This window comes from Streptomyces sp. NPDC047981 (assembly GCF_040653315.1).
In the GTDB taxonomy this organism is placed as follows: Bacteria; Actinomycetota; Actinomycetes; order Streptomycetales; family Streptomycetaceae; genus Streptomyces.
Map to the genome: position 1 here is coordinate 67,124 of NZ_JBEZNQ010000016.1, position 26,313 is coordinate 93,436.

Annotated in this window: 22 protein-coding genes; 12 read left to right on the forward strand and 10 right to left on the reverse strand. The window is 73.4% G+C overall.

What is annotated here, in order from left to right:
• Positions 1-107: 107 nt before the first annotated feature.
• Positions 108-1,382 (forward strand): FAD-dependent monooxygenase, encoded by a 1,275-nt coding sequence (locus AB0E14_RS12495; RefSeq protein WP_362415441.1) that lies wholly within the window; start codon positions 108-110, stop codon positions 1,380-1,382.
• Entirely contained in the window at positions 1,382-2,911 is a 1,530-nt protein-coding gene (locus AB0E14_RS12500) for a hypothetical protein (protein ID WP_362415443.1), read from the forward strand. The genes AB0E14_RS12495 and AB0E14_RS12500 overlap by 1 nt, the downstream gene beginning before the upstream one ends.
• 95 nt (positions 2,912-3,006) lie before the next feature.
• Here the strand turns inward: AB0E14_RS12500 and AB0E14_RS12505 are convergent, their stop codons facing one another.
• Positions 3,007-3,402 carry a hypothetical protein gene (locus tag AB0E14_RS12505; protein WP_362415445.1) on the reverse strand — a complete coding sequence of 132 codons (396 nt, stop codon included), beginning with the start codon at positions 3,400-3,402 and terminating at the stop codon, positions 3,007-3,009.
• A 56-nt stretch (positions 3,403-3,458) separates the two neighbouring features.
• Positions 3,459-4,268: a pentapeptide repeat-containing protein gene (locus tag AB0E14_RS12510; protein WP_362415447.1), complete on the reverse strand. Its 810-nt coding sequence runs from the start codon at positions 4,266-4,268 to the stop codon at positions 3,459-3,461.
• Between the two features lie 99 nt (positions 4,269-4,367).
• Here AB0E14_RS12510 and AB0E14_RS12515 point away from each other — a divergent pair, with 99 nt between their 5' ends.
• The gene (locus AB0E14_RS12515; RefSeq protein WP_362415449.1) at positions 4,368-5,888 is read left to right on the forward strand and encodes an alpha/beta fold hydrolase; all 1,521 of its coding nucleotides are present in this window, start codon (positions 4,368-4,370) and stop codon (positions 5,886-5,888) included.
• A gap of 173 nt (positions 5,889-6,061) precedes the next feature.
• Here the strand turns inward: AB0E14_RS12515 and AB0E14_RS12520 are convergent, their stop codons facing one another.
• From AB0E14_RS12520 to AB0E14_RS12535, 4 genes are all read right to left on the reverse strand, one after another.
• On the reverse strand, positions 6,062-7,072 hold the full coding sequence (locus AB0E14_RS12520; RefSeq protein ID WP_362415451.1) for a transporter: 1,011 nt from the start codon (positions 7,070-7,072) through the stop codon (positions 6,062-6,064).
• Positions 7,069-7,965: an ABC transporter ATP-binding protein gene (locus AB0E14_RS12525; protein ID WP_362415453.1), complete on the reverse strand. Its 897-nt coding sequence runs from the start codon at positions 7,963-7,965 to the stop codon at positions 7,069-7,071. Before AB0E14_RS12525 ends, AB0E14_RS12520 begins: the two co-directional genes overlap by 4 nt.
• Positions 7,962-8,366, reverse strand: coding sequence for a GntR family transcriptional regulator (locus AB0E14_RS12530; RefSeq protein WP_362415456.1), 405 nt, complete (start codon positions 8,364-8,366; stop codon positions 7,962-7,964). The genes AB0E14_RS12525 and AB0E14_RS12530 overlap by 4 nt, the downstream gene beginning before the upstream one ends.
• 399 nt (positions 8,367-8,765) lie before the next feature.
• A complete protein-coding gene (locus AB0E14_RS12535; protein WP_362415458.1) occupies positions 8,766-10,397 on the reverse strand; it encodes an acyl-CoA synthetase in 1,632 nt (543 codons plus the stop codon).
• Positions 10,398-10,574: 177 nt separating this feature from the next.
• Here AB0E14_RS12535 and AB0E14_RS12540 point away from each other — a divergent pair, with 177 nt between their 5' ends.
• The gene (locus AB0E14_RS12540) at positions 10,575-11,375 is read left to right on the forward strand and encodes a crotonase/enoyl-CoA hydratase family protein (RefSeq protein WP_362415460.1); all 801 of its coding nucleotides are present in this window, start codon (positions 10,575-10,577) and stop codon (positions 11,373-11,375) included.
• 174 nt (positions 11,376-11,549) lie between these two features.
• Entirely contained in the window at positions 11,550-12,509 is a 960-nt protein-coding gene (locus AB0E14_RS12545; RefSeq protein WP_362415462.1) for an OB-fold domain-containing protein, read from the forward strand.
• Here the strand turns inward: AB0E14_RS12545 and AB0E14_RS12550 are convergent.
• Complete coding sequence (locus AB0E14_RS12550) at positions 12,482-12,754, reverse strand: hypothetical protein (protein WP_362415551.1); 273 nt, start codon at positions 12,752-12,754, stop codon at positions 12,482-12,484. The two genes, AB0E14_RS12545 and AB0E14_RS12550, sit on opposite strands and share 28 nt — an antisense overlap.
• Between AB0E14_RS12550 and AB0E14_RS12555 the strand changes: the two genes are divergently transcribed.
• The 7 genes from AB0E14_RS12555 (at position 12,674) to AB0E14_RS12585 (ending at position 20,414) form a co-directional block, all read left to right on the forward strand.
• Complete coding sequence (locus AB0E14_RS12555) at positions 12,674-13,708, forward strand: thiolase domain-containing protein (RefSeq protein WP_362415545.1); 1,035 nt, start codon at positions 12,674-12,676, stop codon at positions 13,706-13,708. The two genes, AB0E14_RS12550 and AB0E14_RS12555, sit on opposite strands and share 81 nt — an antisense overlap.
• On the forward strand, positions 13,701-14,867 hold the full coding sequence (locus tag AB0E14_RS12560; protein WP_362415464.1) for a thiolase domain-containing protein: 1,167 nt from the start codon (positions 13,701-13,703) through the stop codon (positions 14,865-14,867). Before AB0E14_RS12555 ends, AB0E14_RS12560 begins: the two co-directional genes overlap by 8 nt.
• A gap of 180 nt (positions 14,868-15,047) precedes the next feature.
• The gene (locus tag AB0E14_RS12565; RefSeq protein ID WP_362415466.1) at positions 15,048-15,290 is read left to right on the forward strand and encodes a DUF397 domain-containing protein; all 243 of its coding nucleotides are present in this window, start codon (positions 15,048-15,050) and stop codon (positions 15,288-15,290) included.
• 42 nt (positions 15,291-15,332) lie between these two features.
• Entirely contained in the window at positions 15,333-15,743 is a 411-nt protein-coding gene (locus tag AB0E14_RS12570; RefSeq protein WP_362415468.1) for an ACT domain-containing protein, read from the forward strand.
• Positions 15,744-15,850: 107 nt separating this feature from the next.
• The gene (locus tag AB0E14_RS12575) at positions 15,851-19,387 is read left to right on the forward strand and encodes an AAA family ATPase (RefSeq protein WP_362415470.1); all 3,537 of its coding nucleotides are present in this window, start codon (positions 15,851-15,853) and stop codon (positions 19,385-19,387) included.
• Between the two features lie 136 nt (positions 19,388-19,523).
• Positions 19,524-20,024 (forward strand): hypothetical protein, encoded by a 501-nt coding sequence (locus tag AB0E14_RS12580; protein ID WP_361966387.1) that lies wholly within the window; start codon positions 19,524-19,526, stop codon positions 20,022-20,024.
• A 24-nt stretch (positions 20,025-20,048) separates the two neighbouring features.
• Positions 20,049-20,414: an RNA-binding S4 domain-containing protein gene (locus tag AB0E14_RS12585; RefSeq protein ID WP_362415473.1), complete on the forward strand. Its 366-nt coding sequence runs from the start codon at positions 20,049-20,051 to the stop codon at positions 20,412-20,414.
• A 29-nt stretch (positions 20,415-20,443) separates the two neighbouring features.
• Here AB0E14_RS12585 and AB0E14_RS12590 read toward each other — a convergent pair whose 3' ends face one another.
• The 3 genes from AB0E14_RS12590 to AB0E14_RS12600 form a co-directional block, all read right to left on the reverse strand.
• A complete protein-coding gene (locus AB0E14_RS12590) occupies positions 20,444-22,642 on the reverse strand; it encodes a terpene synthase family protein (protein WP_362415475.1) in 2,199 nt (732 codons plus the stop codon).
• Between the two features lie 158 nt (positions 22,643-22,800).
• Positions 22,801-24,723: an N-acetylmuramoyl-L-alanine amidase gene (locus AB0E14_RS12595; RefSeq protein WP_362415547.1), complete on the reverse strand. Its 1,923-nt coding sequence runs from the start codon at positions 24,721-24,723 to the stop codon at positions 22,801-22,803.
• Between the two features lie 334 nt (positions 24,724-25,057).
• Positions 25,058-26,182: an aminoglycoside phosphotransferase family protein gene (locus tag AB0E14_RS12600; protein WP_362415477.1), complete on the reverse strand. Its 1,125-nt coding sequence runs from the start codon at positions 26,180-26,182 to the stop codon at positions 25,058-25,060.
• Positions 26,183-26,313 lie beyond the last annotated feature (131 nt).

Below are 26,313 nucleotides of genomic sequence, written 5' to 3' on the forward strand. Positions count from 1 at the left end.
GGCGACATGTTGCTATGAGGCGCCGCTCAGCCCTCTCCCTGCGCCGCGCCCCGACCATCCACCGCCGGAACCCGTGCGGCCGAGCCCTAGAACCTGAGCGAGGAACCATGCCGCAGCGCGCCGCCACCGTCGTCGGCGGCGGGATCGGCGGCCTCGCGGCCGCCCTCGCCCTGCACCGGCGCGGCTGGCGCGTCGAAGTCCTCGAACGGGCCCCGCGGTTCACCGAGATCGGCGCCGGGATCTCCCTGTGGCCCAACGCCCTGCGCGCGCTGGAAGCACTCGGTACCGACGACACCGTGCGGGCCCTCGGCGCCGTAGAGAAGTCCGGCGGCGTGCGCGACCGCCGGGGCCGCTGGCTCTCCCGTACGGACACGGCCGCACTCGTGCACCGCTTCGGCCGTCCCCTCGTCGTCCTGCACCGCGCGGACCTCCTGCGGGCACTCGCCGAGGCGCTGCCCGCGGAGTGCCTCCGGCCCGGCAGCGAGGTGACCGCCGTCCACGACGACGGCCACGGCCTCGTCGTCCAGCACACGGGTGGCGCGACCCGGGCCGACCTCGTCATCGGCGCCGACGGGCTGCGCAGCACGGTCCGCCGTGCGCTGTGGCCCGAAGCGCCCGACCCCCGGTACGCCGGCTACACCGCCTGGCGCATGGTCACCGAGCCCCTCGCCGCACCGCCCGCCGAGGGCGCCGCCACCTGGGGCCGCGGCGAGCGGTTCGGCTATACGGCCCTGCCCGGCTGCCGGATGTACTGCTTCGCGACCGCGTCCCTCCCGCCGGGAACGCCCCCGGGCACCACCGAGCATGCCGAACTGCTGCGCCGGTTCGGGGCCTGGCCGGACCCGATCCCGTCCCTCCTCGCCGCCGTCCCCGCGGACGCGGTGCTCCGCCACGACCTGTACGCACTGCCACCGCTGCGTTCCTTCGTACGCGGCCGGGTCGCCCTCCTCGGCGACGCCGCCCACGCCATGACCCCCAATCTGGGCCAGGGGGCCTGCCAGGCCCTGGAGGACGCGGTCACCCTCGCCGCCTGCCTCGACGACACCCCGGACGTGACCGCCGCGCTCCGCTCGTACGACCGGCTGCGCCGACCCCGGTCCCAGGCTGTCGCGCGCCGCTCGGCCCGCCTGGGCGCGATCGGCCAACTGGCGTGGCCACCGGCCGTGTTCCTGCGCGACCTCGCGGCCCGGCTCACGCCGGAGCGGGCGACGCTGCGTTCCATGACACCGGTGCTCGGCTGGACCCCGCCCGGCGCATCCGCGACCGCGACCGCGACCGCGCGTGAGCCCGCGCCCGACAGGGCACCCGCTCCGCCTGAGACGGCGACACCCGCCCCGGCGCCCGACACGGCGGCACCCGCACCCGAGAACGAGACCCCCTGATGCCGGACTGGACGTATCACCCCCTGCGCGGCGCCGCCGCCTCCCTCGTCGGCACGCGACGCTCGCAGCGCACCGCGCTGCGGTTGCTGGCCGCGATCGGCTCCCGGCCGGTCGGCGCGCGGCTGATCGCCCGGGGCTTCGGGCACCGCCATCCGCCCGAGCGGCTCGCGGGCGAGATCGCCGGTGTGCCCGTGGCCGTCCGCCTCGGGATGTCCGTGCCGCCCGTGCTCGCCCGCGAGACCCTCCGCGCCATGGCCCCGATCGGGGCCGGGGTCGTCGAGGTGGGGCCGGTCGCGGCGGCCGATGTCGAGACCGTCAGGGCTGCCGCCGCAGGTCGCTCGATCCCGCTGGTCGTCCGAACCGACGACCCTGAGGTGGAGGCCGCCCTCGGCGCGCACGTCGACGGCTTCACGAGCGGCGCCGAGCCTCACGTCCTGCGGGTGTCCGACGCGTCGGTCGGCGCCGCCGCCGACGCGCTCGACGACCCGAAGGCGGTCGTGCTCGCCCGGCCGGCCCTGCTCGTCGCGGCCGGACCCGGCTGGTTCGCCCGTGTCACCGAGGCGGCCACCCCCACCGCCCCGGCTCCTCGGCTGCGCGACGTCGGCCGCGATCCCCGCCGCTGGCCCGCCTGGGTGTGGGCGCTGCTCGTCGGTCTCGGCATGATCGGCGCCGGGCTCGGCGCGGCGGTGATCACCCTCGGACCCGTCCTGCTCTGGTACGACCGCGACTACCTCGGCATGACGCTGGACGAACTGCACGCCGCCAACCACCACCTCGTGCACTTCCTCCAGCACGACCGGATCACCATGGCCGGCACGATGGTGTCCATCGGCGCGCTCTACACCGGCCTCGCCGTCGGCGGGATCAGACGCGGCAGGGCCTGGGCCCGCGAGGCGTACCTGATCTCCGGCGCCATCGGCTTCCCCACCCTCTTCTACTTCCTGGCGACCGGCTTCGTGGAGCCGCTCCACACGGCCACCACGATCGTCCTCTTCCCGATGTTCGTCGCCGCGGTGCTCCGCGCCCCGCACACCCCGCGCTGGCGCCGGATGCCCGAGGGCCCGGAGCGCGAGCGGAGGCGGGCCCTGGTGGGACAGCTCCTGCTCATCCTCACGGGAGCGGGCCTGTTCGCCGGCGGCACGGTCATCTCGGTGGTCGGTCTCACCGGCGTCTTCGTCCCGAGCGACCTGGTCTTCCTGGGCGCCGACACGCAGGCCCTGGAAGCCGTGAACCCCCGGCTCGTGCCGTTCGTCGCCCACGACCGCGCGGGCTTCGGCGGCGCCCTGATGTCCGCCGCCGCGGCCATCACGCTCCTCAGCGCGTGGGGCTGGGGGCGGGGCGAGGCCTGGGTGTTCTGGTCCCTGGCCACAGCGGCGGCCTTCGGCTTCCTGCCGGCCGTCGTCGTGCACGGCGCGATCCACTACACGGACTTCCTCCACCTCGCACCGGTCTACCTCGGCATCCTCCTGACGGCCCTCGGCCTGTACCTGGCCCGCCCGTACCTGTGCGCGAAGGAGGCGGACGTCTAGTGCCGTGACGGCGAACCTCTGCAGGGTTGCTCGTCTCGCCGTCGGCGTCCAACGCGCTCGGAAGCGGTCGGTCTGACGAGTCCTGGGAACTCGTCTCAGTCGGTGAGGTGCCGTCGGACGAACGGTGCCGTTCCCAGGACGAGTACGGCAAAGACGGTCAGGCGTTGAAGGCCGGGCTGAAGGGCGAGGCTGCTGTGCTGGATGCCGTAGACCGCGTACCAGTTGGCGGCGAGATCGGTCGCCATGATGGCGCAGGCGAGGTCGGTTCCTCGGCGTTTGCCCCGGATCAGGAACACGGCGGCAAGCGTGTCGAACAGCGCCAGCGACGACCAGTAGAGGTTGAGCCACCCCGGTGCCCAGGGGTACGGGTGCAGACCATGGCTGAGCAGGTCGCTGATGTGCGCGGAAGTGCCGACGAAGAGCAGGAGGGCCGCGACGACGCAGACCGCTGACACCGCCCAGCGCGGGGTGTGGTGCATCCATCCGATCACGCTGGGGATCGTCCCACCTGCGGGCGCTGCTCGTCAGGTTGCGATCTGCGGTGGCGTCATGCGTTCTTGGCCCAGTGCGCCGGGCGCTCGAAAGTCTCGGGCAGGCGGGTCGTGGCGTCGCCGCGGGCCGAGTTGAGCTGCGGCTGGGTGAGGAACAGGGCGTCCGTGAGGTCCGCGCCCGACAGGTCCGCGTCGCGCAGGTCGGCGCCGATCAGGTCGGCCAGGGACAGGTCGGCGCCCTTCAGGTCGGCGGCGATCAGCAGGGCGCCGCGCAGGTCCGCGCCGCGTAGTTTCGCTCCGCGCAGCCGGGCCCCGATCAGGTCGGCCCCGCGCCGGCTCTTGACCTTGGCGCCCGCCGCGGCCCGTACCAGGGCGCTGGTCTTCAGGAGCAGCGGGTTGACCTCGCCGCGCACGGCGGCGACGTCCAGTTTCTCCAGCGCGTCCGCCGACCCCTCGGTCAGGCTCTCCACCCGCGCGAGGAGCGCGCGCAGTTCCGCGTGGACCGGGCGCGCGGCGGGCCGGGCGAGGGCCTCGGTGAGGTAGCGCAGCAGCTCGTGGAGCTGGCGCATCACGGGGAACACCTCGTACATCTGCCGTGCGCTCTCCGGCGCCTCGCGCCAGGAGATCCCCCCGAAGGTGACCTGCGAGACCTTCTGGCCCGCGCCGAAGCAGTCGTACACCGTGCACCCGGAGTACCCGCTCGGCCGCAGCCGCGTGTGGATGCCGCAGCGGAAGTCGTCCTGGAGGTTCCGGCACGGCTCCCCGGACGGCTTGTGCGCCGCGAAGTCCGCGGACTTCGCGAAGGGGAGGGCGACGCAGCACAGCCCGAAGCAGTTCGTACAGTCGCCTCGGAGGGTCTCGGGCATGGGAAAGTCGTTCCTTCGCGGGTGGGAGTGAACCCACCGTATCGCGCCCTGGGCGAAATCGCTTGCGAAGATCATCCGGCTGCGCGCACGATCGGTGTCATGCCGACCTTCACGACGTACGACGGGACCGAACTGGCCTATGACGTACGGGGGGAGGGCGAGCCCCTGGTCTGTCTCCCCGGCGGCCCGATGCGCGACGCCGCGTACCTCGGCGAACTCGGCGGCCTGGCCGCCCATCGCCGTCTGATCGTGCTCGACCTCCGCGGCACCGGCGCGTCCGCCGAGCCGGCGGACCCCGCCTCCTACCGCTGCGACCGTCAGGTGGCCGACGTCGAGGCGCTCCGCCGCCACCTCGGCCTGGAGCGGATCGACCTGCTGGGCCACTCCGCCGCCGGGAACCTCGCCACCCTGTACGCCGCGTCCCACCCCGAGCGGGTGCGCTCCCTCGTCCTGGTCACGCCGGGCACACGCGCCGTCGGCATCGAGATCACCGACGAGGAGTGGGACAGGGCGGGGGAGGTGTTCCAGAGCGAGCCCTGGTACGAGGAGGCCCGGGCGGGCCTGGCGACGATCGGGCCCGACGCGCCCCCGGCGCGGATCATGGAGATCGCCGCTCCCTTCGCGTACGGCCGGTGGGACGAGGCCGCCCGGGCCCATGCCGCCGCGCTCGCCGACGAGGCGCACTGGGCCGCCGCGGCCGCCTTCTACGCGGACGGCGCCTTCGACCCCGAGGCGACCCGGGCCGCGCTGGCCGGGCTCACCGCGCCTGTACTGATCCTGGCGGGGGAGTACGACGGCGGGCCGGGCCCGGCGCGGGCGGCCGAGCTCGCGGAGTGCTTCCCGCACGCCGAGCTGGTCGTCCAGCGCGGCGCCGGCCACTACCCCTGGGTGGACGACGCGGGTGCCTTCGCCCGACCGATCGCCGCGTTCCTCGACCCGGAGGTCCGCACGGTCACCGTCGACGGAGTCCGCCTCGCCTACCGGGCGTGGGGCGAGGAGGGCGCGCCGCCCGTCGTCCTGGTGCACGGGCGCGGCGGGAGCGGCGCCGAGTGGGCGCGGATCGCCGGGGAACTGGCCGTCGATCACCGGGTGTACGCCGTAGACCTGCGCGGGCACGGTCTGAGCGACTGGACAGGGCCGTACGGGTTCGACGTGTTCCGCGACGAGCTGCGCGGCTTCCTGAAGGAACTGGACCTCACCGGCGCGGATGTGGTCGCCCATTCCATGGGCGGCGCGGCGGCCTACCTCCTCGCCATGGACGAGCCCGGCCTGATCGGCAGGCTCGTCCTGGAGGAGGCGCCCGTCTTCTTCCCCCTCGATCCGCCGCGCACTCGCGCGGACCGTCCCGAGGGGCCCCTCGGCCTCGACTGGGACGTCGTGCACGCGACCGACGCCCAGCTGAACGAGCCCGAGCCCGCCTGGCGCGAGGGCCTGGCGGCGATCACCGCCCCGACCCTGATCCTGGCCGGCGGCGAGCTCAGCCACTTCGCGCAGGAGCGCATCGCGTGGATGGCGAATGCCCTCCCCTCCGCCCGCCTCGTCACGATCGACGTCGGCCACGAGATCCACCGGTCCCGGCCCGACGCCTTCCTCGCCGCCCTGCGGGCCTTCGGGATCTAGGGCGCGGTCGGGCGGCTCGAGGCCGGTGGACGTGAGTCCGCGGGGCCGGAGTCACGGATGTGCCGGACCGATCGAACTGAGGGCTGTGGCCCGGCCCCGGCCGACGCGGTGAGGGGCAGCCGGGTCTCGGCTGCCCCTGACGGGTGCCCTCGTAGCGGGAGTGCCTGCTTCTGTCAGGTCACCCGACGGCGGATCCACCAGGCGCAGAACCCGGTCAGGGTCAGGGCGAGGCCGAGGTAGAGCCCGGTCTCGACCCATTGAAGGGCCCAGAAGTTCCCGGCGGGCTGGTACGTCACCTGCTGCTGGTAGCCCAGGGCGCCGAGGTCGGCGAGGCAGCCTTCGAACTGCTGCAGGGTGGGCGGGCCCGACTCGGTGCGCAGGCAGTCGGCGAAGGACGACGGCACAGCGGCCGGCTGCCCCGCGGCGTTCAGCGTCTGCTGGGAGGTGACCCAGGCACCGGGCGCTTGTTCGAGATGCACGATGATCTGCCCGGCGTCGTCCTGGACGCTGATGGGAGCGCCGCCGGGCTCGATCGGCACGGTGGTCCGGTCCGCCGATGCCAGGTGGGCCCGGACCCACGTCGGCACGGCGATCTGGACGGTGGCGTAGAGAGCGAACGTGGTGGCCATCGCGGGCAGGGTGCGGCGGATGACCAGGCCGAGGGCGACGCCCAGGACGAAGGCGAAGGCGGCATGGGCCATGGGGACGACACCGCGTGCGGCGAAGGCCACGGGGTCGAGCCGCGGGAAGTACGTGTCCGTCGCACCGCCGCCGTTGACAGCCCGGTCGATGGGGCTGCTCCACCAGCTCACCGCGAGGCTGGTCAGTCCGGCAGCGGTCATGGAGGCCGCCGCACCGATCCCCACCTTGGCCGCCAGCCAGCGGGTGCGGGTGACGCTCTGGTTCCACGCGACGTAGTGGGTGCCGGTCTCCAGTTCACGGGAGATCAGCGGCGCGCCCCAGAACATCCCGATGGCCGCCGGCACGGCGAGCACGACCAGGAGTCCGGTGTAGTAGAGGGTCTGGTCCGCAGGGGAGACCTGGTCCACCAGGCCGCTGCCGACGGTGCGGTGGAGGTCGGCCAGCCGCGGGCCGGTGACCGCGAGGGTGGCGGCGAGGACGGCCACGGCGGCGGACATCACGGCGGCCTGGGTACGGAACTGACGCCAGGTCAGCCAGATCATCGGAGTACCTCCAGTGCCGGTCGGGTGTCACGTACCGCATCGGCGGGCCGGGTCATGTAGGCGAGGACGATGTCCTCCAGACCGAGCGGGCTCACGGTCCAGGACGGGTCGTGGACCGCGGTGTCGGTGCGCACCAGGAGCGTGGTCTGCCGGTCGGTGTGGCTGGCGGTGATGACGTGCACGCCGGCCGGGAGCGTGGCCGGGTCCCGGCGCGGTCCGGTGAGCCGGTGGTGGCAGGAGACCAGGTCGTCGATGTCGCCGGCCACCTGCACCCGGGAGTCGACCAGGACGACGACGTAGTCGCACGTCCGCTCCACGTCGGAGACCAGGTGGGAGGAGAGCACGACGCTCAGCTCGTGCTCGGCGACGGCCTCCATCAGGTCCTGCATGAACTCCCGCCGGGCGAGCGGGTCCAGGGCCGCGACCGGCTCGTCCAGGAGCAGCAGTTCCGGGTGCTTGGCGATACCCAGGGTGAGCGCGAGCTGCGCGCGCTGGCCGCCGGACAGCTTGCCGGCCCGCTGCTTCGGGTCCAGGCCGAGGCGACGGATCCGGTCGCGCGCCACGGCGTCGTCCCAGTTGGCGTTGAGGCGCTTGCCGAACTCCAGGTGGTCGGCGACGCTCAGACCGGCGTAGGTCGGGGCGTCCTGGGCGACGAAACCGACCTTGGCCAGCTGTTCCACACCCGTGGCAGGACGGCCGCCGCACACCTCGATGGTGCCGGCCGACGGGGTCAGCATGCCGGAGGCCAACTTCAACAAGGTGGACTTGCCGGCGCCGTTGGGGCCGACCAGGCCCACCACCCGGCCGGCGGGGACATCCAGGTCGCAGTTCTGCAGCGCCCAACGCTGCTTGTACCTCTTGCCCAGGCCTCGGGCCCGCAGGACGGCGCTCACGCCACGTCCTCTCCGGCGGCGTGACGAAACGTGCTCATGAACAGTGCCTCGATGCTCTCGTCGTCGAGCCCGGCCAGGCGTGCCTTGGTCAGCCAGCGCTGCAGGTCCTTGCGGAGCGGTCCGTGCGCGGCGAGCGTGCCGTCGGCCAGCGTCCGGGTCACGAATGTCCCGACGCCGGGACGGGCGGCCACCAGGCCGTCGTGCTCCAGCTCCCGGTACGCCTTGAGCACCGTGTTCGGGTTGACCGCCATCTGCTTCGCGACGTCCTTGACGGTGGGCAGCCGGTCCCCCTCGTTCAGCAGGCCCAGGCGCAGCGCGTGCCTGACCTGCTGGACCAGCTGCTGGTACGGGGGCAGGCCGGACCGGCTGTTCAGGTGGAACTCAATCACCGGTTCCTCCATTTATCTAGGTGCCTAGCACTATAGCCCCCTACGTTGACTGTTCGGCAAGGCGCGCACTGCGGGCGCCGGTCGGGAATCGACGATCGTCGGGGTCGCACCGACGATCGTCGGGGCGATTCGACCAGCCCTGCCAGGCGACGTGACGCCTCGGCTCACTGAGAAGTCTTCGAGCGTGGCTGCGTGAGCCGGCTCGGCACAGGCGTCCAGCTCCGACGAGTCCGCGCGGGCGTGCAGCGGTCAGGGGGGCGGCCTGTAGGTGCGGGCAGGGTTCGGCCTCGGTCCGGAACGCGAAGTCGCCCGGGAGTGGTCGTCGGCAGTGTGGCCGGCCGCTCCCGTGGGGCGCGCGGAATCGGGTCGGCGGGGGCATCAGGTACCCCGCCTACCCGACTGTCCGGCGTGCTAGGCCTGGGCGCCCGGGTCCTCGGCGGCGGCGAGGGAGCGGGCCCAGCGGTAGTCGGCCTTGCCGCTGGGTGAGCGCTGGATGGCGTCGGCGATCACCAGCTGGCGGGGGATCTTGTAGCCGGCGAGCCGGGTGCGGCAGTGGGTCTGGACGGTCTCCAGGTCGAGCGCGGGGGCCCCGGCGCGCAGTTGGACGACCGCCGCCACGTGGTTGCCCCACTTCGCGTCCGGTACGCCCGCGACGAGCGCGTCGTACACGTCCGGGTGGGACTTGAGCGCCTGCTCGACCTCCTCCGGATAGACCTTCTCGCCACCGGTGTTGATGCACTGCGAGCCCCGCCCGAGGACCGTCACGATGCCGTCCTCGTCGACGGTCGCCATGTCGCCGAGCAGCACCCACCGCTCGTCGCCCTTCTGGAAGAAGGTCTCGGCGGTCTTCGCCGCGTCGTTGTAGTAGCCCAGCGGGACGTGGCCGCGCTGTGCGAGGCGCCCCACCTCGCCGACCGCCACCTCCTCGTACGTCGCCGGGTCGACGACCCGCGTCCGCTCGTTGACCTCCAGGCGGAAGCCCTTCTCCGGGCCGGAGTCGTCCGTCGCCTTGCCGTTGGAACCGGACTCCGAGGAGCCGAAGTTGTTCAGGAGTAGCACGTTCGGTACGAGCGCCTGGAACTGCGCCCGTACCGTCTCCGACATGATCGCGCCCGACGAGGAGACACTGAAGAGGGAGGACAGGTCGGTCCCCTTGAGCGGGCCGTGGAGCGCGTCGATCAACGGCCTGAGCATCGCGTCGCCCACCAGCGACACGCTGGAGACCTTCTCCTTCTCGATCGTCCGCAGCACCTCCTCCGGCACGTACTTGCGGTGGATGACCACCCGCTGCCCGTAGTTGAAGGCGATGAACGAGGTCAGCGTCGAGGTGCCGTGCATCAGCGGAGGGGCCGGGAAGAACGTGATGCCGGCGCCGCCCGCGGCGACCCTCTCGGCCAGTTCCTCGGGGCGTTTGACCGGCTCGCCCGCCGGGTCGCCGCCGAAGAGGCCGGCGAAGAAGAGGTCCTCCTGGCGCCACATGACGCCCTTCGGCATCCCCGTCGTACCGCCGGTGTAGATGATGAAGAGGTCGTCGGCGGAGCGCGGTGCGAATCCGCGCTCCGGAGATCCGGCCGCCTCGGCGTCCGTGAAGGACACGCACGCCAGCGGCGGAGCGTCCTCGTGAGGGGTCCCCACCCGCACGAGGTGCCGCAGCTTCTCCGTCTGCGGCCGCGCCGCCGCGACCCGTTCGGTGAACTCCGCGTCGAAGACGAGGGCGGCGAGGTCGGCGTCGCGGTAGAGGTAGACCAGCTCCTCCTCCACGTACCGGTAGTTCACGTTGACCGGGACGATCCGTGCCTTCAGGCAGGCCAGGACGGTCTGCAGGTACTCGATCCCGTTGTACATGTGGATGCCCAGGTGTTCGCCCGGCCGGATGCCGGAGTCGACCAGGTGGTGGGCGAGCCGGTTCGCCGCGGCGTCCAGCTGCGCGTACGTGAGGCGGCGCTCCGCACCGGTGCCGGGGTGGTCGACGTAGACGAGCGCCTCGCGCTCCGGGACCACGTCGACGACCGACTCGAACAGGTCGGCAAGGTTGTACTCCACCGTTCCTCCTGACCTCGCTGGTCGCCCAGGCCCGAACTGACTCGGCGGTCATTAGAGCGCCGGGCGGCGGAGGTGGGAAGGGGTCGCGCAGAAGAATCTGACTGAGTGTCAGGAAACTATTGAACTGGAACCGCACCTCCTGCAACCTGTTCTAGGTCTGGAGACGGGAGAACACCCATGGGTGGGACCGAACACCTCACCGTGCAGCGCGAAGGCGCCACACTCGTGCTCACGCTCAACCGGCCTGAAGCCAAGAACGCGCTCTCACTGCCCATGCTGGTCGGGCTGTACGACGGCTGGCTGGAGGCCGACGCCGACGACACCGTCCGCTCCGTCGTCCTCACCGGCGCCGGCGGCTCCTTCTGCGCCGGTATGGACCTCAAGGCGCTCGCGGGCAAGGGCATGGAGGGCGAGCAGTACCGGGACCGGCTCAAGGCCGACCCCGACCTGCACTGGAAGGCGATGCTGCGCCACCACCGCCCGCGCAAGCCCGTCATCGCGGCCGTCGAGGGCTACTGCGTCGCCGGCGGCACCGAGATCCTGCAGGGCACCGACATCCGCATCGCAGGCGACACGGCGACCTTCGGGCTCTTCGAGGTGAAACGCGGCCTCTTCCCGATCGGCGGCTCGACCGTCCGGCTGCCACGCCAGATCGCCCGGACCCACGCGCTCGAAATGCTGCTGACCGGACGGCCGTACGCGGCGGAGGAGGCGGCCCGGATCGGACTCGTCGGCCGTGTCGTCCCCGCCGGTACGGCGCTGGAGACGGCGCTCGCCGTCGCGGAACAGATCAACGCCTGCGGGCCGCTCGCGGTCGAGGCCGTCAAGGCCTCGGTGTACGAGACGGCAGAGCAGACGGAGACGGAGGGGCTCGCCGCGGAACTCGCCCGCGGCTGGCCGATCTTCGACACGGCAGACGCGAAGGAAGGGGCGCGCGCGTTCGCGGAGAAGCGGCCACCGGTGTACCGCCGTCAGTGACCCATTCCTGCCCCGCCCCACCCCGCCCCTTCCCGAACCGGGGGCAAGCCCCCAGGCCCTCGTACGGCCAGCGGGGTCCGGGGCGGAGCCCCGGTTCGGGAAGGGGCGGGGTGGGGAGAAGGCCCCGCGCAGCGGCCCCGACCGCACCCCCAGCCCCCGACAAGGAGCCCGCTCATGACAGTCGCCCCCGTCCCGCAGACCCTCCGCGCCCCCCTCGTCGTAGAGTTCCCCTTCACCCGGTCCCTCGGACCCGTGCAGTCCGCGTTCCTGACCGGGCTGCGCGAGCGGACCGTCCTCGGTGTGCGGACCGAGGCGGGCACGGTGCTCGTCCCGCCCGTCGAGTACGACCCCGAGACCGCCGCCGAACTCCGCGAGCTCGTCGAACTCGGCGCCACCGGCACCGTCACCACCTGGGCCTGGAACCCCGAACCCCGCAGCGGACAGCCCCTGTCCACACCCTTCGCCTGGGTCCTCGTGCGCCTCGACGGCGCCGACACCGCCCTCCTCCACGCCCTCGACGCGCCCGGCCCGGACGCGGTCCGCACCGGCATGCGGGTCCGGATCCGCTGGGCCGAGGAGCGGACCGGCGCCATCACGGACATCGCCTGCTTCGAGCCGCACGAGAGCGAGCCCACGACCGACGTCCACGCCCACGACGGCACCTTCGGCGACCCCGTCACCGGCATCGTCGCCCACGCCCGGCTCGACTACACCTACAGCCCCGGCCGGGCCCAGACCGGCTACCTCCACGCGCTCACCGAGCGCAGGACCGTCGGCGAACGCTGCCCCTCCTGCACCAAGGTGTACGTCCCGCCCCGAGGCGCCTGCCCCACCTGCGGGGTCGCCACCACCGAGCACGTCGAGGTCGGCCCGCGCGGCACGGTCACGACCTTCTGCATCGTCAACATCAAGGCCAAGAACCTCGACATCGAGGTCCCGTACGTCTACGCCCACATCGCCCTCGACGGCGCCGGGCTCGCGCTCCACGGCCGGATCGGCGGCATCCCCTACGACCAGGTGCGGATGGGGCTGCGCGTCGAACCCGTGTGGAGCGAGGACGGCCGCTACCCCGACCACTACCGGCCGACCGGCGAACCCGACGCCGACTACGACACGTACAAGGAGCTGCTGTGACGCCGGACCGACAGGGCCGCCAGGACGGACAGGACCGACAGGGCGGAGAGAGCCGCCAGGATGGACAGGACCGACAGGGCGGAGAGAGCCGCCAGGACCGCGAGGGTCGACAAGGCCGCGAGGACCGCCACGGCCGCCGGGGAGGACACGACCGCGAGGTCGCGATCGTCGCCTTCGCGCAGACCGAGCACCGACGCCGCACGGACGACCTGTCCGAGGTCGAGATGCTCATGCCCGTCCTCCACGACGTGCTGCGCCAGACCGGACTGAAGACCGCCGACATCGGCTTCACCTGCTCCGGCTCCTCCGACTACCTCGCCGGACGCGCCTTCTCCTTCACCATGGCCCTCGACGGCGTCGGCGCCTGGCCGCCGATCTCCGAGTCGCACGTCGAGATGGACGGCGCCTGGGCCCTCTACGAGGCCTGGGTCAAGCTGCTGACCGGCGAGGCGGACACCGCGCTCGTCTACTCGTACGGCAAGTCCTCACCCGGATCCGTACGCGACGTCCTCACCCGGCAGCTCGACCCGTACTACGTCGCCCCGCTCTGGCCCGACTCCGTCGCCCTCGCCGCGCTCCAGGCACGGGCGCTCATCGACGCGGGACACACCGACGAGCCCGCACTGGCGGCCATCGCCACCCGCAGCCGCGAGGACGCCACCGCCAACCCGCACGCCCAACTGCCCGGCGCCCGCGAGCAGGGCGGGTACCTCGTCGAGCCGCTGCGCACCGGCGACTGCCCGCCCATCGGCGACGGCGCCGCCGCCGTGATCCTCGCCGTCGGCGACCGGGCGCGTGAGCTGTGCGACCGCCCCGCCTGGATCCGCGGCATCGACCACCGGATCGAGGCGCACTCTCTCGGCGTGCGCGACCTGACCGACTCGCCCTCCACCCGGCTCGCCGCCGAGCGGGCCGGCGCCTTCGAACGGCCGGTCGACACCGCCGAACTGCACGCCCCCTTCACCTCCCAGGAGGTCGTGCTCCGCCGAGCCCTCGACCTCGACGACAGGGTGAGGGTCAACCCGTCCGGCGGAGCGCTCGCCGCCAACCCGATCATGGCCGCCGGCCTCATCCGCCTCGGCGAGGCCGCCGCCCGCATCCACCGGGGCGCATCCGACCGCGCCCTCGCCCACGCCACCTCGGGCCCCTGTCTGCAGCAGAACCTGGTCGCCGTCCTGGAAGGGGAAGCCCGTGCCTAAGGAGCCAGTGGCCGTCGTCGGAATCGGCCAGACCAAGCACGTCGCCGCGCGCGGGGACGTGTCGATCGCCGGACTCGTCCGCGAGGCCGCCCTGCGCGCCCTGGAGGACGCCCAGCTGACCTGGGCGGACATCGACGCCGTCGTCATCGGCAAGGCGCCCGACTTCTTCGAGGGCGTGATGATGCCGGAGCTGTACCTCGCCGACGCCCTCGGCGCCGTCGGCAAGCCGATGCTCCGGGTGCACACGGCGGGCTCGGTGGGCGGTTCCACGGCGCTCGTCGCCGCGAACCTCGTCGCCGCCCGTGTCCACGGCACCGTTCTCACCCTGGCGTTCGAGAAGCAGTCCGAGTCCAACGCCATGTGGGGCCTCTCGCTGCCCGTCCCGTTCCAGCAGCCGCTGCTCGCCGGGGCCGGCGGCTTCTTCGCGCCGCACGTCCGCGCCTACATGCGCCGCACCGGCGCGCCGGACGCCGTCGGCTCCCTCGTCGCGTACAAGGACCGGCGCAACGCCCTGAAGAACCCCTACGCCCACCTCCACGAGCACGACATCACGCTGGAGAAGGTCCAGTCCTCGCCCATGCTCTGGGACCCGATCCGCTACTCCGAGACCTGCCCGTCCTCCGACGGCGCCTGCGCGATGGTCCTCACCGACCGCGCGGGCGCGGCACGTTCGCCCCGGCCGCCTGCCTGGGTGCACGGCGGCGCGATGCGCAGCGAGCCCACCCTCTTCGCGGGCAAGGACTTCGTCTCGCCGCAGGCCGGGAAGGACTGCGCGGCCGACGTCTACCGACAGGCCGGCATCACCGACCCGCGCCGGGAGATCGACGCGGTCGAGATGTACGTCCCGTTCTCCTGGTACGAGCCGATGTGGCTGGAGAACCTGGGCTTCGCCGAGGAGGGCGAGGGCTGGAAGCTCACCGAGGCCGGGGTCACCGAACTCGACGGCGATCTTCCCGTCAACCCGTCCGGCGGCGTCCTGTCCACCAACCCCATCGGCGCCTCCGGGATGATCCGCTTCGCCGAGGCGGCGATGCAGGTACGGGGGCAGGCGGGCGAGCACCAGGTGGAGGGGGCGCACAGGGCGCTCGGCCACGCGTACGGAGGGGGCGCGCAGTTCTTCGCGATGTGGCTCGTCGGCGACCGGCCACCGGCCTCCTGAACCTTGGCCGGCGGTCTTCCCGAACCTTGGGCGGCGGTCTTCCCGAACCTTGGCCTGAGGTCTCCCGAACCTTGGCCGGAGGTTTTCCCGACCCTTGCGCGGTGGTCTGTCGGCCCCCGGAGCCGCTCGCTACCCTGAGCCCCGGACGACGACGTTGCGCTATGCGGGAGGAGCACGGACGTGGCGGAGAGCACCACCACCCAGCACGCCTTCACGGGGTGGCACAAGCCGGACCTCGACCTCAGCGGAGCCGACTGGCGCTCCGGCAGCCAGGGCGCGGGGGACGTCCAGATCGCCTTCGTCGAGGGCTTCATCGCGATGCGGAACGGAGGCCGGCCCGAGGCGCCCTCGCTGATCTTCACCCCGGCCGAGTGGCGGGCGTTCGTGGTCAACGCACGTGAGGGCGAGTTCGACCTGACGTGACCTGAGGTGACGTGACGTCGGCGCCGCCCTAGGGTGCGGATCATGACCGCGGAACGGAACCTGACCCGGCTGATCGCCGGGATGCGGCCGGAGCTGAACCCCGGCCGCTACGTCTTCACCACCGTGGACGGGCCCGCTCCGGCGGGCGTCGTCCCGGTCGTCACCGTCGCCGAGCAGGAGGGGGTGACGCTGGTCGTACGCCAGGAGGAGGCCGACGCGGCCGGCCTGGCGTACGACTACGTGGCCGGCTGGATCACCCTGCGGGTCCACTCCGCCCTCGACGCCGTCGGTCTGACGGCGGCGGTCGCGACGGCGCTCGCGGACGCCGGTCTGAGCTGCAATGTCGTGGCCGGCTTCCACCACGACCACCTCTTCGTGGAACACTCCGGGGCCGAGCGGGCGTTGGCCGTTCTGCATGGAATCGCGGACCGCGCGTCCGGCTCCGCCGTCTGACCTCGCGAGGGGCGCGTACGGGCGTACGCTGAGGTCTTCGCGGGGCTCTCCGGCCCGGCCGCACGAATCCGCGCGCCGGGTGTGCGCCCCCGGCGTGGGGGTGGAACGTGGTGGTACGCAGCGGTGGTAGGGACCGCCGGGGCTTCGGTCTGTTCGAGCGCGAGGCGGAACTCGCGGCGGCGGAAGAGGCCTTGAACCAGTTGACGGGTCTGGGCGAGGACGACCGGTGGCCGGGAGCGGGCGACGACGGGTGGCGGGGGACCCCCGACGCGTCCACCGGAGACGGCGACACCGACATGGCCGGTGGCGGTGACGGTGGCGGTGACGGTGACGCGTGGTCGGGCGACGGTGGCGGGTGGCCCGGCATCGGCGACGACGAGTGGCGCACGGCCGATGGGGACCGGCCGGGGGCAGAGGGCGGCGACACCTTCCCGCCCCGGCGGTCGGGGACCGACGGCCCGGCCGTAGCCGCCGACGCGCGGCGTGCGCGTGGCGAGGGCGGTGGCCCGGAGGCGGGAGATCCGGGTGGCGTTCCGTTTCCGAGGTCCGACGCCGACGGCCCGGCCGTCGGGAACCACGCCGGACGACTCCGGGGCGAGGACGGCCACGGAGCCCTCGAAGACGGCCCGCTCCCGCGGACCGGGGCCGATGCCTCGGCTGCCCGCGTGGGTGTCCAGGCCGGGAGCCCGAACTCCGCCGACGCACCGGCCGCCCGCGTGGGTGCCCAAGGCGGCAGCCCGACGACCGCCGACGCACCGGCTGCCCGCGTGGGAGCCCAGGCCCCCGGCCCGACCACCGCCGACGCACCGGCCGGCCGCGGCGGCGTCCAGGCCGGCAGCCCCACGCGCCACGGCGGTGCCTCCTCCCGCGCGCCCCGGAGCCCGCGCGGTGGGGTCCTCGCCTTCGCCGCGCCCGCCGGGCTCGGGAAGACCACCCTGCTCGCCGAGATCCGGCGCCGCGCGGGCGCCAAGGGGTGCACCGTGCTCGCCGCGCGCGGCGGCGACCAGGAACAGCGGGTCGCCTTCCATGTCGCCCGGCAGCTGCTCCAACCGCAGCTCGCCACCGCATCCGACACCGAACTCCGCGCCCGCCTGGGCAGTTGGTACGACATCGTCGGCCCCGCCCTCGGCCTGTGCGCGCCCGCCGACGGCGGGCCGCCCGACCCGCAGGGCCTGCGCGACGGGCTCGACTGGGTCCTCACCCACCTGGCCGTCCGGCGCGCCCCGCTCGTCGTCGTCCTCGACGACGCCCACTGGGCCGACCCCGAGTCCCTCGGCTGGCTCTCCGCCTTCGCGCCCCGCGCGGAGGAACTGCCCATGCTCCTCGTCGTCGCCTACCGCCCCGACGAACTCCCCGACACCGGAGCCGAGTTCACCGGGCACCGATCCGGGCGGCGGCCCCTCGGCCTGGAGCCCCTCACCTCCTCCGCCATCGCCCGCCTCGTCCGCGACAGGGTCGGCGCCCACGCCGACGACACCTTCTGCCGCGAGTGCTGGACCGTCACCTCCGGCAACCCCTTCGAGGCCGTCGAACTGGCCGCCAAGGTCCGCGACCGCGGCCTCGAACCCCGCGCCGAGGCCGCGCACGAACTCCGCGACCTCGCCGCCGCCGTCAAGGGCCACGGCCTCGCCGCGACCCTCGAACGGCTGGGCACCGCCACCGTCCGGCTCGCCTGGGCCTGTGCCGTCCTCGGCACCGAGATCTCGCCCCAGCTCGCCGGGGCCGTCGCCGGGCTCGGCACGGAAGCCGTGGCCGAGTGCGCCGGACGGCTGCGCGAGGCCCGCATCCTCGCCGGCACCGAGACCCTGGAGTTCGTCCACCCTCTCATCGCCACCGCCGTCTACCAGGCCATCCCTCCCGCCACGAGGGTCGCCCTGCACGGCCAGGCCGCCTGGTGCGTGACCGACGCCGGACTCGGCGCCACCGCCGCCGCGCGCCACCTCCTGGAGACCCACCCCGAGCAGGACCCCTGGGTCGTGAGCCAGCTGCGCGAGGCCGCCCGCGAGACCCTGCGGGCCGGTGCCCCCGACGCCGCCCGCCGTTTCCTCGCCCGCGCCCTGCGCGAACCTCCGGCCGACGAGGAGCGCGCCGCCGTCCTCTTCGAGCTCGGCAGCGCCTCGCTGCTCACCGAACCCGCCACCACGGTCAACCACCTGCGCGCCGCACTGGAGGAGCCGGTCGCCGACCCGGCGCTGCGCCACGGCATCGTCTACCGCCTCTCCCAGGTCCTCGCCCACAGCGACCGGCTCGTCGAGGCCTCCGAGCTCCTCGGCCGCGAGTCCCGGCTCACCACCGACGCCCGCAGCCGGCTGCGCATGCAGTCCGAGAAGTTCATGTGGGACGCCTTCCGCGCCGACGAACCCGACTCGCCGGCCCGCTCCCGCAGGCTCGCTCGACTCGCCGACCGGCTCACCGGCCGTGATCTCACCGAGCGGTACGTCATCGGCCTGCGCGCCTGGGACGCCACCCTGCGTGCCGAACCCTCGACCGTCGCCGTCGGCCACGCCGAACGCGCCCTGGCAGGCGGGCTGAGCTGGGCCGACGAGAGCCGCGGCTTCGAGGTCCCGGTCCTGGTCGCCCTCACCTTCCTCTACGCCGACCGCCCCGGCCGCGCCGAGGAGCTCTTCGCGGCCGGCACCGCCGAGTTCGAGCGGCAGGGCTGGCGCGGCGCCCACCTCTCCTTCGCGTACACCCTGCTCGGCTACATCCGGCTGCGCCGCGGCCGACTCGTCGAGGCGGAGGACTTCGTCCGCGCGGGGCTGCGCCTCGCCGAACGCGTCGGCCCCCGCACCCCGGCCCTCTGGTACGCCGTCGGTGTCGCCATCGAGGTGCTGCTCGCCCGCGGCCGGGTCGAGGAGGCCGACCGGCTGGCCCGTACCCATGACTTCGGCGAGCCGTTCCCCGCGGCCGTCACCTTCCCCGACTCCCAGACCGTCCACGCGGAACTGCTCCTTGCCCTGGGCCGGGTCGACGAGGCGGCGACCGAGCTGGCAGCCGTCGGGCGCCGCCTCGACCCGCGCGGGATGCGCAACCCCGCGTGGTGCCCCTGGCAGCTCCACCTCGCGCTCGCCGAGGCCGGAAGGACCCCCGAGCGGGCGCGCGAGACCGCCCGGGAGGCCGTCGCCAGGGCCCGTCAGTACGGTGCGCCGTCCGCGATCGGCCAGGCGCTGCGCGTGACCGCCGAGGTCGTGGGCGGCGACGAGCGGGTCAAGCTGCTGGAGGAGTCCGTGGACTGGCTGGAGCGCTCGCCCGCCGCCTACGAGCTGGCACGCTCCCTGGTCGCCCTCGGGGCCGCGCTGCGGCGCGCCGGCCGCACCGGGGAGGCCGCCGATCGGCTCTACCGGGGCCTGGAAGCCGCCCAGACCTGCGGCGCCGACGGCCTCGGCGAGGCGGCCCGCGCCGAGCTGGCCGCCTCGGGGCTACGGCCGCGCGCCCTCCACCCGGCCGGTACGGACGCGCTCACCGCCAAGGAGCGGCTGGCCGCCGATCTCACGGTCCGCGGCGAGGACCCCGCCGACGCCCTGAAGGCCGACCGGGGCGCCGTGACCCTGCTGCTGTCCTCCGTCTACCGCAAGCTCGGCACCGACCGGACGGGTCTCGCCCAGGCCCTCCGCCGCTCCGACGGCTACTCCCGCCCCGCCTGACCCGAGCGGCGCGCGGGCCCACCACGCGTCCCGCCGGTCGACGTGTCGATCGGCGTGTCGCGGGTCGCCGCGGGGCGCCCGCGCGGGACCCGCCCCGGCGCGTCGCGGTGGGGGCCGGGACACGTACCATGGCCGTATGTCCTTCCTCCGCCGCCGCAGCGCCGCCACACCCGCGGGCCCGGACTTCGATGTCCTGGCCATGGACCCGGGGGACTGGCCCGGCAATCTCGGTGCCGGTCTGCTGCCCGCGCCCGACGGCAGCTGCCAGGGCGTCTTCCTCCGCTACGACCTGTTCGGCGGTCGCGGCCCCGCGATGATCATCGGCAATCTGCCGGAGGGCTCCCCGGCCCGCGAGCTCGCCGAGGGCCAGATCCCCTTCGAGGTCGCCCAGCTCCTCGCGGCCCTGGAGAACGACGAGCCGGTCGAGGTCCTCGACACCGAGGACATGCCGGTGATGCAGGGCGACAACCTGCTGATCGTGCGCCGGCTCAAGCTCTCCGAGAGCCGCATCGCCTGCGTCCAGTTCGACCGCAGCGACAACGTGCTGGTGACGATCGCCAGTTGGGACCGGCCCATCACCGACGATCTGTACGCTCTGCTCAAGCCACTGCCCGCAGAGCTGTTCCAGCAGGGCTGATCGCGAGACGAAGGACGGGGGCCGATGAGCGCACGCGTCGACAGCTGGATCTGGGCGGTCCGCCTCACCAAGACCCGCTCGCAGGCGGCCGCCGCCTGCCGGGCGGGGCATGTCAAGGTCAACGGTGACCGCGCCAAGCCCGCCCAGCCGGTGAAGCCCGGCGACGAGGTGCGCCTCTTCCACGGCGGCCGGGAGCGGGTCGTCGAGGTCAAGCAGCTCCTCACCAAGCGTGTCGGCCCGCCCGTCGCGGCCGAGGCCTACGTCGACAACAGCCCGCCGCCGCCCCCACGCGAGCACGTGGCCCTCGCCGCGGTGCGCGACCGCGGCGCCGGCCGTCCCACCAAGCGTGAGCGCCGCGAACTCGACGAGCTGCGCGGCCGCTCCGTCTGAGACCGGGAGCGACCGCGCAACGGGCCGACTCAGGGCACGAACAGCTCCGCGAGGCGCGCCGCCGACGTGCCGATCCCGGTCCTCCCGACCCCGGTGGGACCCACCCGGGTCAGCGCGCCGGTCGCGTGCACGTCCTCGGGGCCGTAACGACGCGCGACCCGATGCCAGTTGAGGATGCCGGCGAGCCAGTCCTCCAACTCCCTCACGTACGCGGCGAAGGCGGCCCTGCCCTCCTCGTCGAGGTCGAAGTCCTCGTACAGCAGCGGGAGTTCGTGCCGCTTCAGGTGCTCGAACTGGCGCAGGCGCCCGCGCATCAGGTCGTCGACCATGGCCACGGCCGTCGGGTAGTCGCAGTCGAAGAAGGTCTGGAGCACCAGGACGCCGTTGTGCACCTCGCCCTCCACCTCGATCTCCTTCTGGTAGGAGAAGAGGTCGTTGAGGAGCGTCCCGTAGTCCGCCGCGGAGTTCTCGAGGGCGCGCACCGTGCCGCTGCGGAAGATCTCGCGCGGCAGCGACTCCGTGCGCCGCAGCTTGCAGAGCAGCATCGTGAGCTCGGAGCCGAAGGTCGTGCGCCGCATCTCGATGTAGTCGACCGGGTCGGGCACCCGGTGCTGCGCCTGGTTGTGCAGCTCCCACAGCCAGCTGTCGAGCATCGCGTCGACGGCCACCCGAAGCCGTGCGCGGGCCTCCGGCGCCATCGGTGCGGCGGTACGGGCCCACAGGTCGGCCAGCGCGCCCTCCAGGGGGCTCACGGCGCCCGCCCGACCGGCCTCCGGATCGTCCAGTGACATGACGGACTTCAGCCGCTCCGTGCACTCCTTCGCGCCGATCAGGTTCCGCGACCGGCCGAAAACGAGCGGGTAGTAGTCGTCGGCGTAGGTGCCCCAGGCCAGCCACTCCGTGCTGAGTTCCAGCTCCTCCAGGGTGGCGTCCGGGTCGAGCCCCGCCGCGCAGACCGCGAAGTCGAAGCCCTCCGCCTTCTCCCGGTCCCAGATGTCGCCGAGCAGCCCCATCCGCTCCGACCAGTCGAGCGAGCGCCGCAGCGCCTCATGGCGGTGCGGGCTGAGCGTCAGCGGGTAGGGCAGGTCGAACGCGGGCAGCAGCGAGGGCCCGACCATCTGGTGCGGAACGTGCGTCAGCGCGCGCAGCCGGGCGGCCGCGGGCCGGCCGAAGAGGGTACGGATGTCGAGGGCGGAGGTGCCGAGGAGCCCGTCGAGACGCGAAGGTCCGGTGTCCAGGCCCTCGTTCATGTAGCGGCTGGAGCGCATGTGCCACTCGTGGCCGCCGGACTGCCAGTCCTGGAGCCCCTTGGCGTACGCGGCGATCGCCGCGCACTCCCGCGGGCTCAGCCCCTTCTCCAGGCAGAGGGCGGGGACTTCGGTGAGGGCGGTGTTCTCGAACTGGTGGAGCCGGGAGGTGAGCAGGTCGTTGACGGCCTCGGCCGCCTCCTGCGTCGTGCACCCGAGGAACTTCTCCAGGACGAGGACCCCGTTGCTGTTCTCCCCCTCGTCCTCGACCTCCCGCTGGTACGAGAACAGGTCGTTGCGCAGGTGCACGGCGTCGGAGAAGGTGTCGCGCAGGACGAGCAGCGGCCGGGCGTGCGCCACCTGCGCGGGCACCTCCGCGCCCGCCGCGTACTCCACGAGCCCCGCCGACCAGGGCGCGCCGCCCACCTTGCGGCGCATCTCGATGTACTCGACCGGGTTGGCGATCCGGCCCTCGTTGATGTTGTCGAGCTCCCACAGCGACTCGTTCAGGAGCGCCTCGGTCGCGGTGGCGAACCGTTCCCGCCAGCCGGCGGACATGGACGGCACCGTGCGCCGCCACAGGTCGGCGAGCCCCGCCTCGACGGGGTTGGTGGGCGCGGGCATCGCGGCCGACGGGTCCCCCGGCATGAAGAGGGGCAGCCGGTCGAGGTACGCCTTGCTCCCCGGCCGGTCCTGCGTGCGCTTGAAGACCTCGAGGAAGTGGTCGTCGAAGAAGAAGACCCAGGTGTACCAGTCGGTCACCAGGGACAACGCCTCGGCGTCGCAGTCGGGGTGGGTGTACGAGCAGAGCAGCGCGTAGTCGTGGGACTCGAGGTCGTGCTCCTCCCAGACGCCGGAGCCCTCCAGCATCCCCATGGACCGCGCCCACTCCCGGGTGTGGGTGCGGGCGGTCTCCACATGGGGGTTGAGCCGCGCCGGATACGGGACATAGAAATCCGGCAGAACGAAGGGCTGAGCCATGCGTGCGGGGCCTTCCGGTGAGCGTGGGCAGTGATCGGCCGAGCATTACCCCTCGCCCGGACGGCCCACGCGACACCGCGAATAGTCGTATGAACGGAAGCGGGGTGTCGTCGGGTCCCCGACCCGCCGACACCCCGCCCGCTCTGGCCGGATCCGCCTCAGCCTTGCCGAACCCGCACGTCAGCCGCCTTCACAAAGGCGATCCGATGGCCGAATTGGATCTGGTAGTACTCCTCCTGGCCCCGGACCACCCGATGCCCCGCGGCGTCGAACGTGGGAGCGAAGTAGTACTCGCCCGGGGTGCGGCCGCCCACGACGTACGACTGACCCGCGAGCAGCCGGTACGGCAGCGGGGACACGGCCTGGACCGGGACCCCGGCCGGATAGGCCGAGGGCTCGGGGTAGGCGCGCCCGTACACCGGCACCTCCGCCAGACCCTCCCTCGGGGTGAGCAGCGGGCCGCGTGTGTCCACCGCCGTCCGCCCGCCCTTCGGATCGTGGAACCAGGCCTTCTGCCCCAGGTACCAGATCGCCGTCCAGTCGCCCCGGCGCTCCGCCACCGCGTAACTCTGCCCGGTCGACGCACGCGCGCCGGTGTCGTTGACCCCGGTCGTCGAGTCCTCGCCACCCGGACGCAGTCCGACGTCCTTGACCAGCGGTGCGTCGGTGCTCGGCGCCGTGTACAGCCTGACCGCCCCGCTGCCGTGCGGGGCGCACGCCTCTCCCGCCTTCACGCACCCCGTGTACGTCGGCTGGTGCGTGGCATAGGCGGGCCGGATCGTCACCACGCGCGCCTCAGGGCCCGCGCTCGCCGTGAACGGGCGGCCGAGGAGACGGAAGTAGTGGTCCCAGTCCCAGTAGGGACCCGGGTCGGTGTGCATCCCCCGGATCGTCGACGTGACCGTCCCGGGCACGTTGTCGTGGCCGAGGACGTGCTGCCGGTCCAGCGGGATGTCGTAGCGCCGGGCGAGGTACCGCACGAGCCGCGCGGAACTCCGGTACATGGCCTCCGTGTACCAGGAGTCCGGCGCCGTCAGGAAGCCCTCGTGCTCCAGACCCACCGACTTGGCGTTCACGAACCAGTTGCCCGCGTGCCAGCCGACGTCCTTCAGCGGCAGGTGCTGGGCGATGTGGCCGTCGGAGGAGCGCAGCGAGTACTGCCACGACACGTACGTCGGGTCCTGCACCAGCTTCAGCGTGACGTCCCAGGTCGCCTCCGTGTCGTGCACCACGATGTAGTCGATCGACTGGGACGCGGGCCGGTCCGCCATGTCGTGGTTGCCGTAGTCCCCGTCCCCGAACTCCTCGTACGGCGCCGGGATCCACTCGCACGCCACCGTGTGCGGGCACTCCGTCGGCCCGCTGCTCGGCGCCCGCAGCCCCAGGGAGCGCACCTGCCCGCGCGCGGGCGCGACGCCCGGATCGGGCGCGAGCGTCACCACCTGCCCGCTGTCGGTCGTACGGGACTCGCCGGTGCGGATCACGTCGAACACGTCGTTCGCGTACGCCGTCGCGGTCGCCGTGTCGTCGGCGCCGGAGTAGCGCGCCACCGCGCCGAACCAGTCGGCCGGGTCGCCGCCCGGCGGCCGGCCCGACGCGCGCTGGGCCGCGGCGAGCAGCGCCGCGCCACCCTCGATGTTCGCCGCCGTGCCCGTGCGCAGCTGCTCCGCCGGGATCCCGGTCAGCGCCGCCGCCCGGTCCAGGGTCTTGAGCCGCTCGGGCAGTCGGTCGCGCGTGGGCAAGGGAGTCGCGCTCGCCGAACCGTGGCGCGGAGCACGCGCGTCGTCGCCCCGGGCGTCCTCCGTGCCGTGCGAGTGGTGCGGGGCGTCGGCCAGCGCGGTCACCGTGTCCGTCAGGTGCATCGGGCCGTAGCCCCCGGTCACGCTCGGCGCGCCGCCGTGCCCGTCCCAGCGCGACTGCAGGTACGACACCGCGAGCAGCACGCTCGGCGGCACGCCCTGCCGTTCGGCCGCCGCCGCGAACTGGCGCTGCAACGAGCCGGGCACCGGCGGTCCTGCCGTGGCCGGCGGAGCGGCCGAGAGGAGCGGGAGGAGCAGAGCGGCGGACGCCACGGCGCCCATCGCTCGGGGGACCCGTCTGCGGGACACGGAACGGTGCAAGGCGGCCTCCAGATACCAGGGGTGACGAGGGGGCGTGCGGGGCCGGACCCGTACAGGGGTAGCGGCTTCCCGACGATCCGTCAATCACCCGCACCGGCCCGCGAATTCGCACGTCAGGGGCGGTTCGGGGGAGGCGTCGCGGAGTTTCGGGGCGGCGGTGCGCGGGCCTGCGGCGCGTCAGTGGAATGGACCAATGGCCGGGCGTCGCACGGGGCGAACGCCGAAGCGCCGTGCGCCCGGTGTGTCGGCACCGGGCGCACGGCGTGTCACCCCCGTGGGGACGGTCGGCGCGGATTCAGCGCGTACCGACCGCCGCGCGCACGGCCCGCCGTGCCATGGCGCAGTCGTCGTGCAGCCGCCGCAACAGCCGGCGCTGTTCCTCACCGGGCGAGACCGCGCCGGAGGGGACGGGAACAGAACCCGCGGGCGGAGCCTCCTTGATGGTCCGCTGCACCGCCGTCTCGTACGTACGGATCTCCCGGGTCAGCACGATCATCAGGTTCACCAGGAAGGCGTCCCGGGACGCGGGACCCGCCTGCTGGGCGAGCTGGCTGATCTGGCGCCGGGCCAGCGGCGCGTCACCGAGCACCGACCACAACGTCGCCAGGTCGTAGCCCGGCAGGTACCAGCCCGCGTGCTCCCAGTCGACGAGGACCGGTCCTGTGGGGGAGAGGAGGATGTTGGAGAGCAGGGCGTCGCCGTGGCAGAACTGGCCCATGCCCTGGCGGCCACCGGCGTGCGCCAGGCCGTGCAGCAGCTTCTGCAGGTCGTCCCGGTCGCGGTCGGTGAACAGGCCCAGCTCGTGGTAGCGCGCGATCCGCGCCGGGTAGTCGAGCGGGGCGTCGAAGGTCCCGGCGGGCGGGCGCCAGGAGTTGAGCCGGGCGATGGCACCCAGCGCCGCGCGCAGATCCGCGCGGGGCGGTGCCTCCACGGGGTGGCGCGTCAGCGCCGCCGCCCGCCCCGGCATCCGCTCGATCACCAGCGTGCAGTTCTCCGGGTCCGCCGCGATCAGCCGCGGCGCGCGCACCGGAGGACGGTGCCGGACGAAGGAGCGGTAGGCAGCTATTTCGTGCTGGAACCGCTCGACCCACGCGGGAGAGTGGTCCAGTAAACACTTCGCGACCGCCGTGGCCCGCCCGGTCGTTCCGACGATCAGGACGGAACGACCGCTGCGCCGCAGGACCTGCACCGGGTTGAACTCCGGGCAGATCCGGTGGACGGACGCGATCGCCATCCGTACCTGGGCGCCCTGCGGGCCCGAAAGGTCGATCCTTCCACTGAGCGGCTGAGCGGCACTGCCCGCCCATCGCCTCGGCCGGACCGCCGGAGCGACGGGGGCGAGGTACGGTCCGCTCCCGGCCGGTACGGAACGGTGCTGCGGCCGGGGCGGGGCGGACACGGAGGACGATGCTGTGTACATGGGGAGACAGATCCCTTCGTGTGCCGACGAGTTGCGTGCGTCGCCCCGCCCGACCTCCGGTCCGCACCCTGGGGAATGAGGGCCGGTTGTCGGGGCGGGGTGGCGCGTTCCTACCTGACACCCCGCCGCGG

Excerpts from the sequence above, each read along its gene's own strand:
- AB0E14_RS12495 (WP_362415441.1), top strand. The coding sequence starts at position 108 with ATGCCGCAGCGCGCCGCCACCGTCGTCGGCGGCGGGATCGGCGGCCTC.
- AB0E14_RS12500 (WP_362415443.1), top strand. The coding sequence starts at position 1,382 with ATGCCGGACTGGACGTATCACCCCCTGCGCGGCGCCGCCGCCTCCCTC.
- AB0E14_RS12510 (WP_362415447.1), bottom strand. The coding sequence starts at position 4,268 with ATGCCCGAGACCCTCCGAGGCGACTGTACGAACTGCTTCGGGCTGTGC.
- AB0E14_RS12515 (WP_362415449.1), top strand. The coding sequence starts at position 4,368 with ATGCCGACCTTCACGACGTACGACGGGACCGAACTGGCCTATGACGTA.
- AB0E14_RS12520 (WP_362415451.1), bottom strand. The coding sequence starts at position 7,072 with ATGATCTGGCTGACCTGGCGTCAGTTCCGTACCCAGGCCGCCGTGATG.
- AB0E14_RS12530 (WP_362415456.1), bottom strand. The coding sequence starts at position 8,366 with ATGGAGGAACCGGTGATTGAGTTCCACCTGAACAGCCGGTCCGGCCTG.
- AB0E14_RS12540 (WP_362415460.1), top strand. The coding sequence starts at position 10,575 with ATGGGTGGGACCGAACACCTCACCGTGCAGCGCGAAGGCGCCACACTC.
- AB0E14_RS12545 (WP_362415462.1), top strand. The coding sequence starts at position 11,550 with ATGACAGTCGCCCCCGTCCCGCAGACCCTCCGCGCCCCCCTCGTCGTA.
- AB0E14_RS12570 (WP_362415468.1), top strand. The coding sequence starts at position 15,333 with ATGACCGCGGAACGGAACCTGACCCGGCTGATCGCCGGGATGCGGCCG.
- AB0E14_RS12580 (WP_361966387.1), top strand. The coding sequence starts at position 19,524 with ATGTCCTTCCTCCGCCGCCGCAGCGCCGCCACACCCGCGGGCCCGGAC.
- AB0E14_RS12585 (WP_362415473.1), top strand. The coding sequence starts at position 20,049 with ATGAGCGCACGCGTCGACAGCTGGATCTGGGCGGTCCGCCTCACCAAG.
- AB0E14_RS12590 (WP_362415475.1), bottom strand. The coding sequence starts at position 22,642 with ATGGCTCAGCCCTTCGTTCTGCCGGATTTCTATGTCCCGTATCCGGCG.
- AB0E14_RS12595 (WP_362415547.1), bottom strand. The coding sequence starts at position 24,723 with ATGGGCGCCGTGGCGTCCGCCGCTCTGCTCCTCCCGCTCCTCTCGGCC.
- AB0E14_RS12600 (WP_362415477.1), bottom strand. The coding sequence starts at position 26,182 with ATGTACACAGCATCGTCCTCCGTGTCCGCCCCGCCCCGGCCGCAGCAC.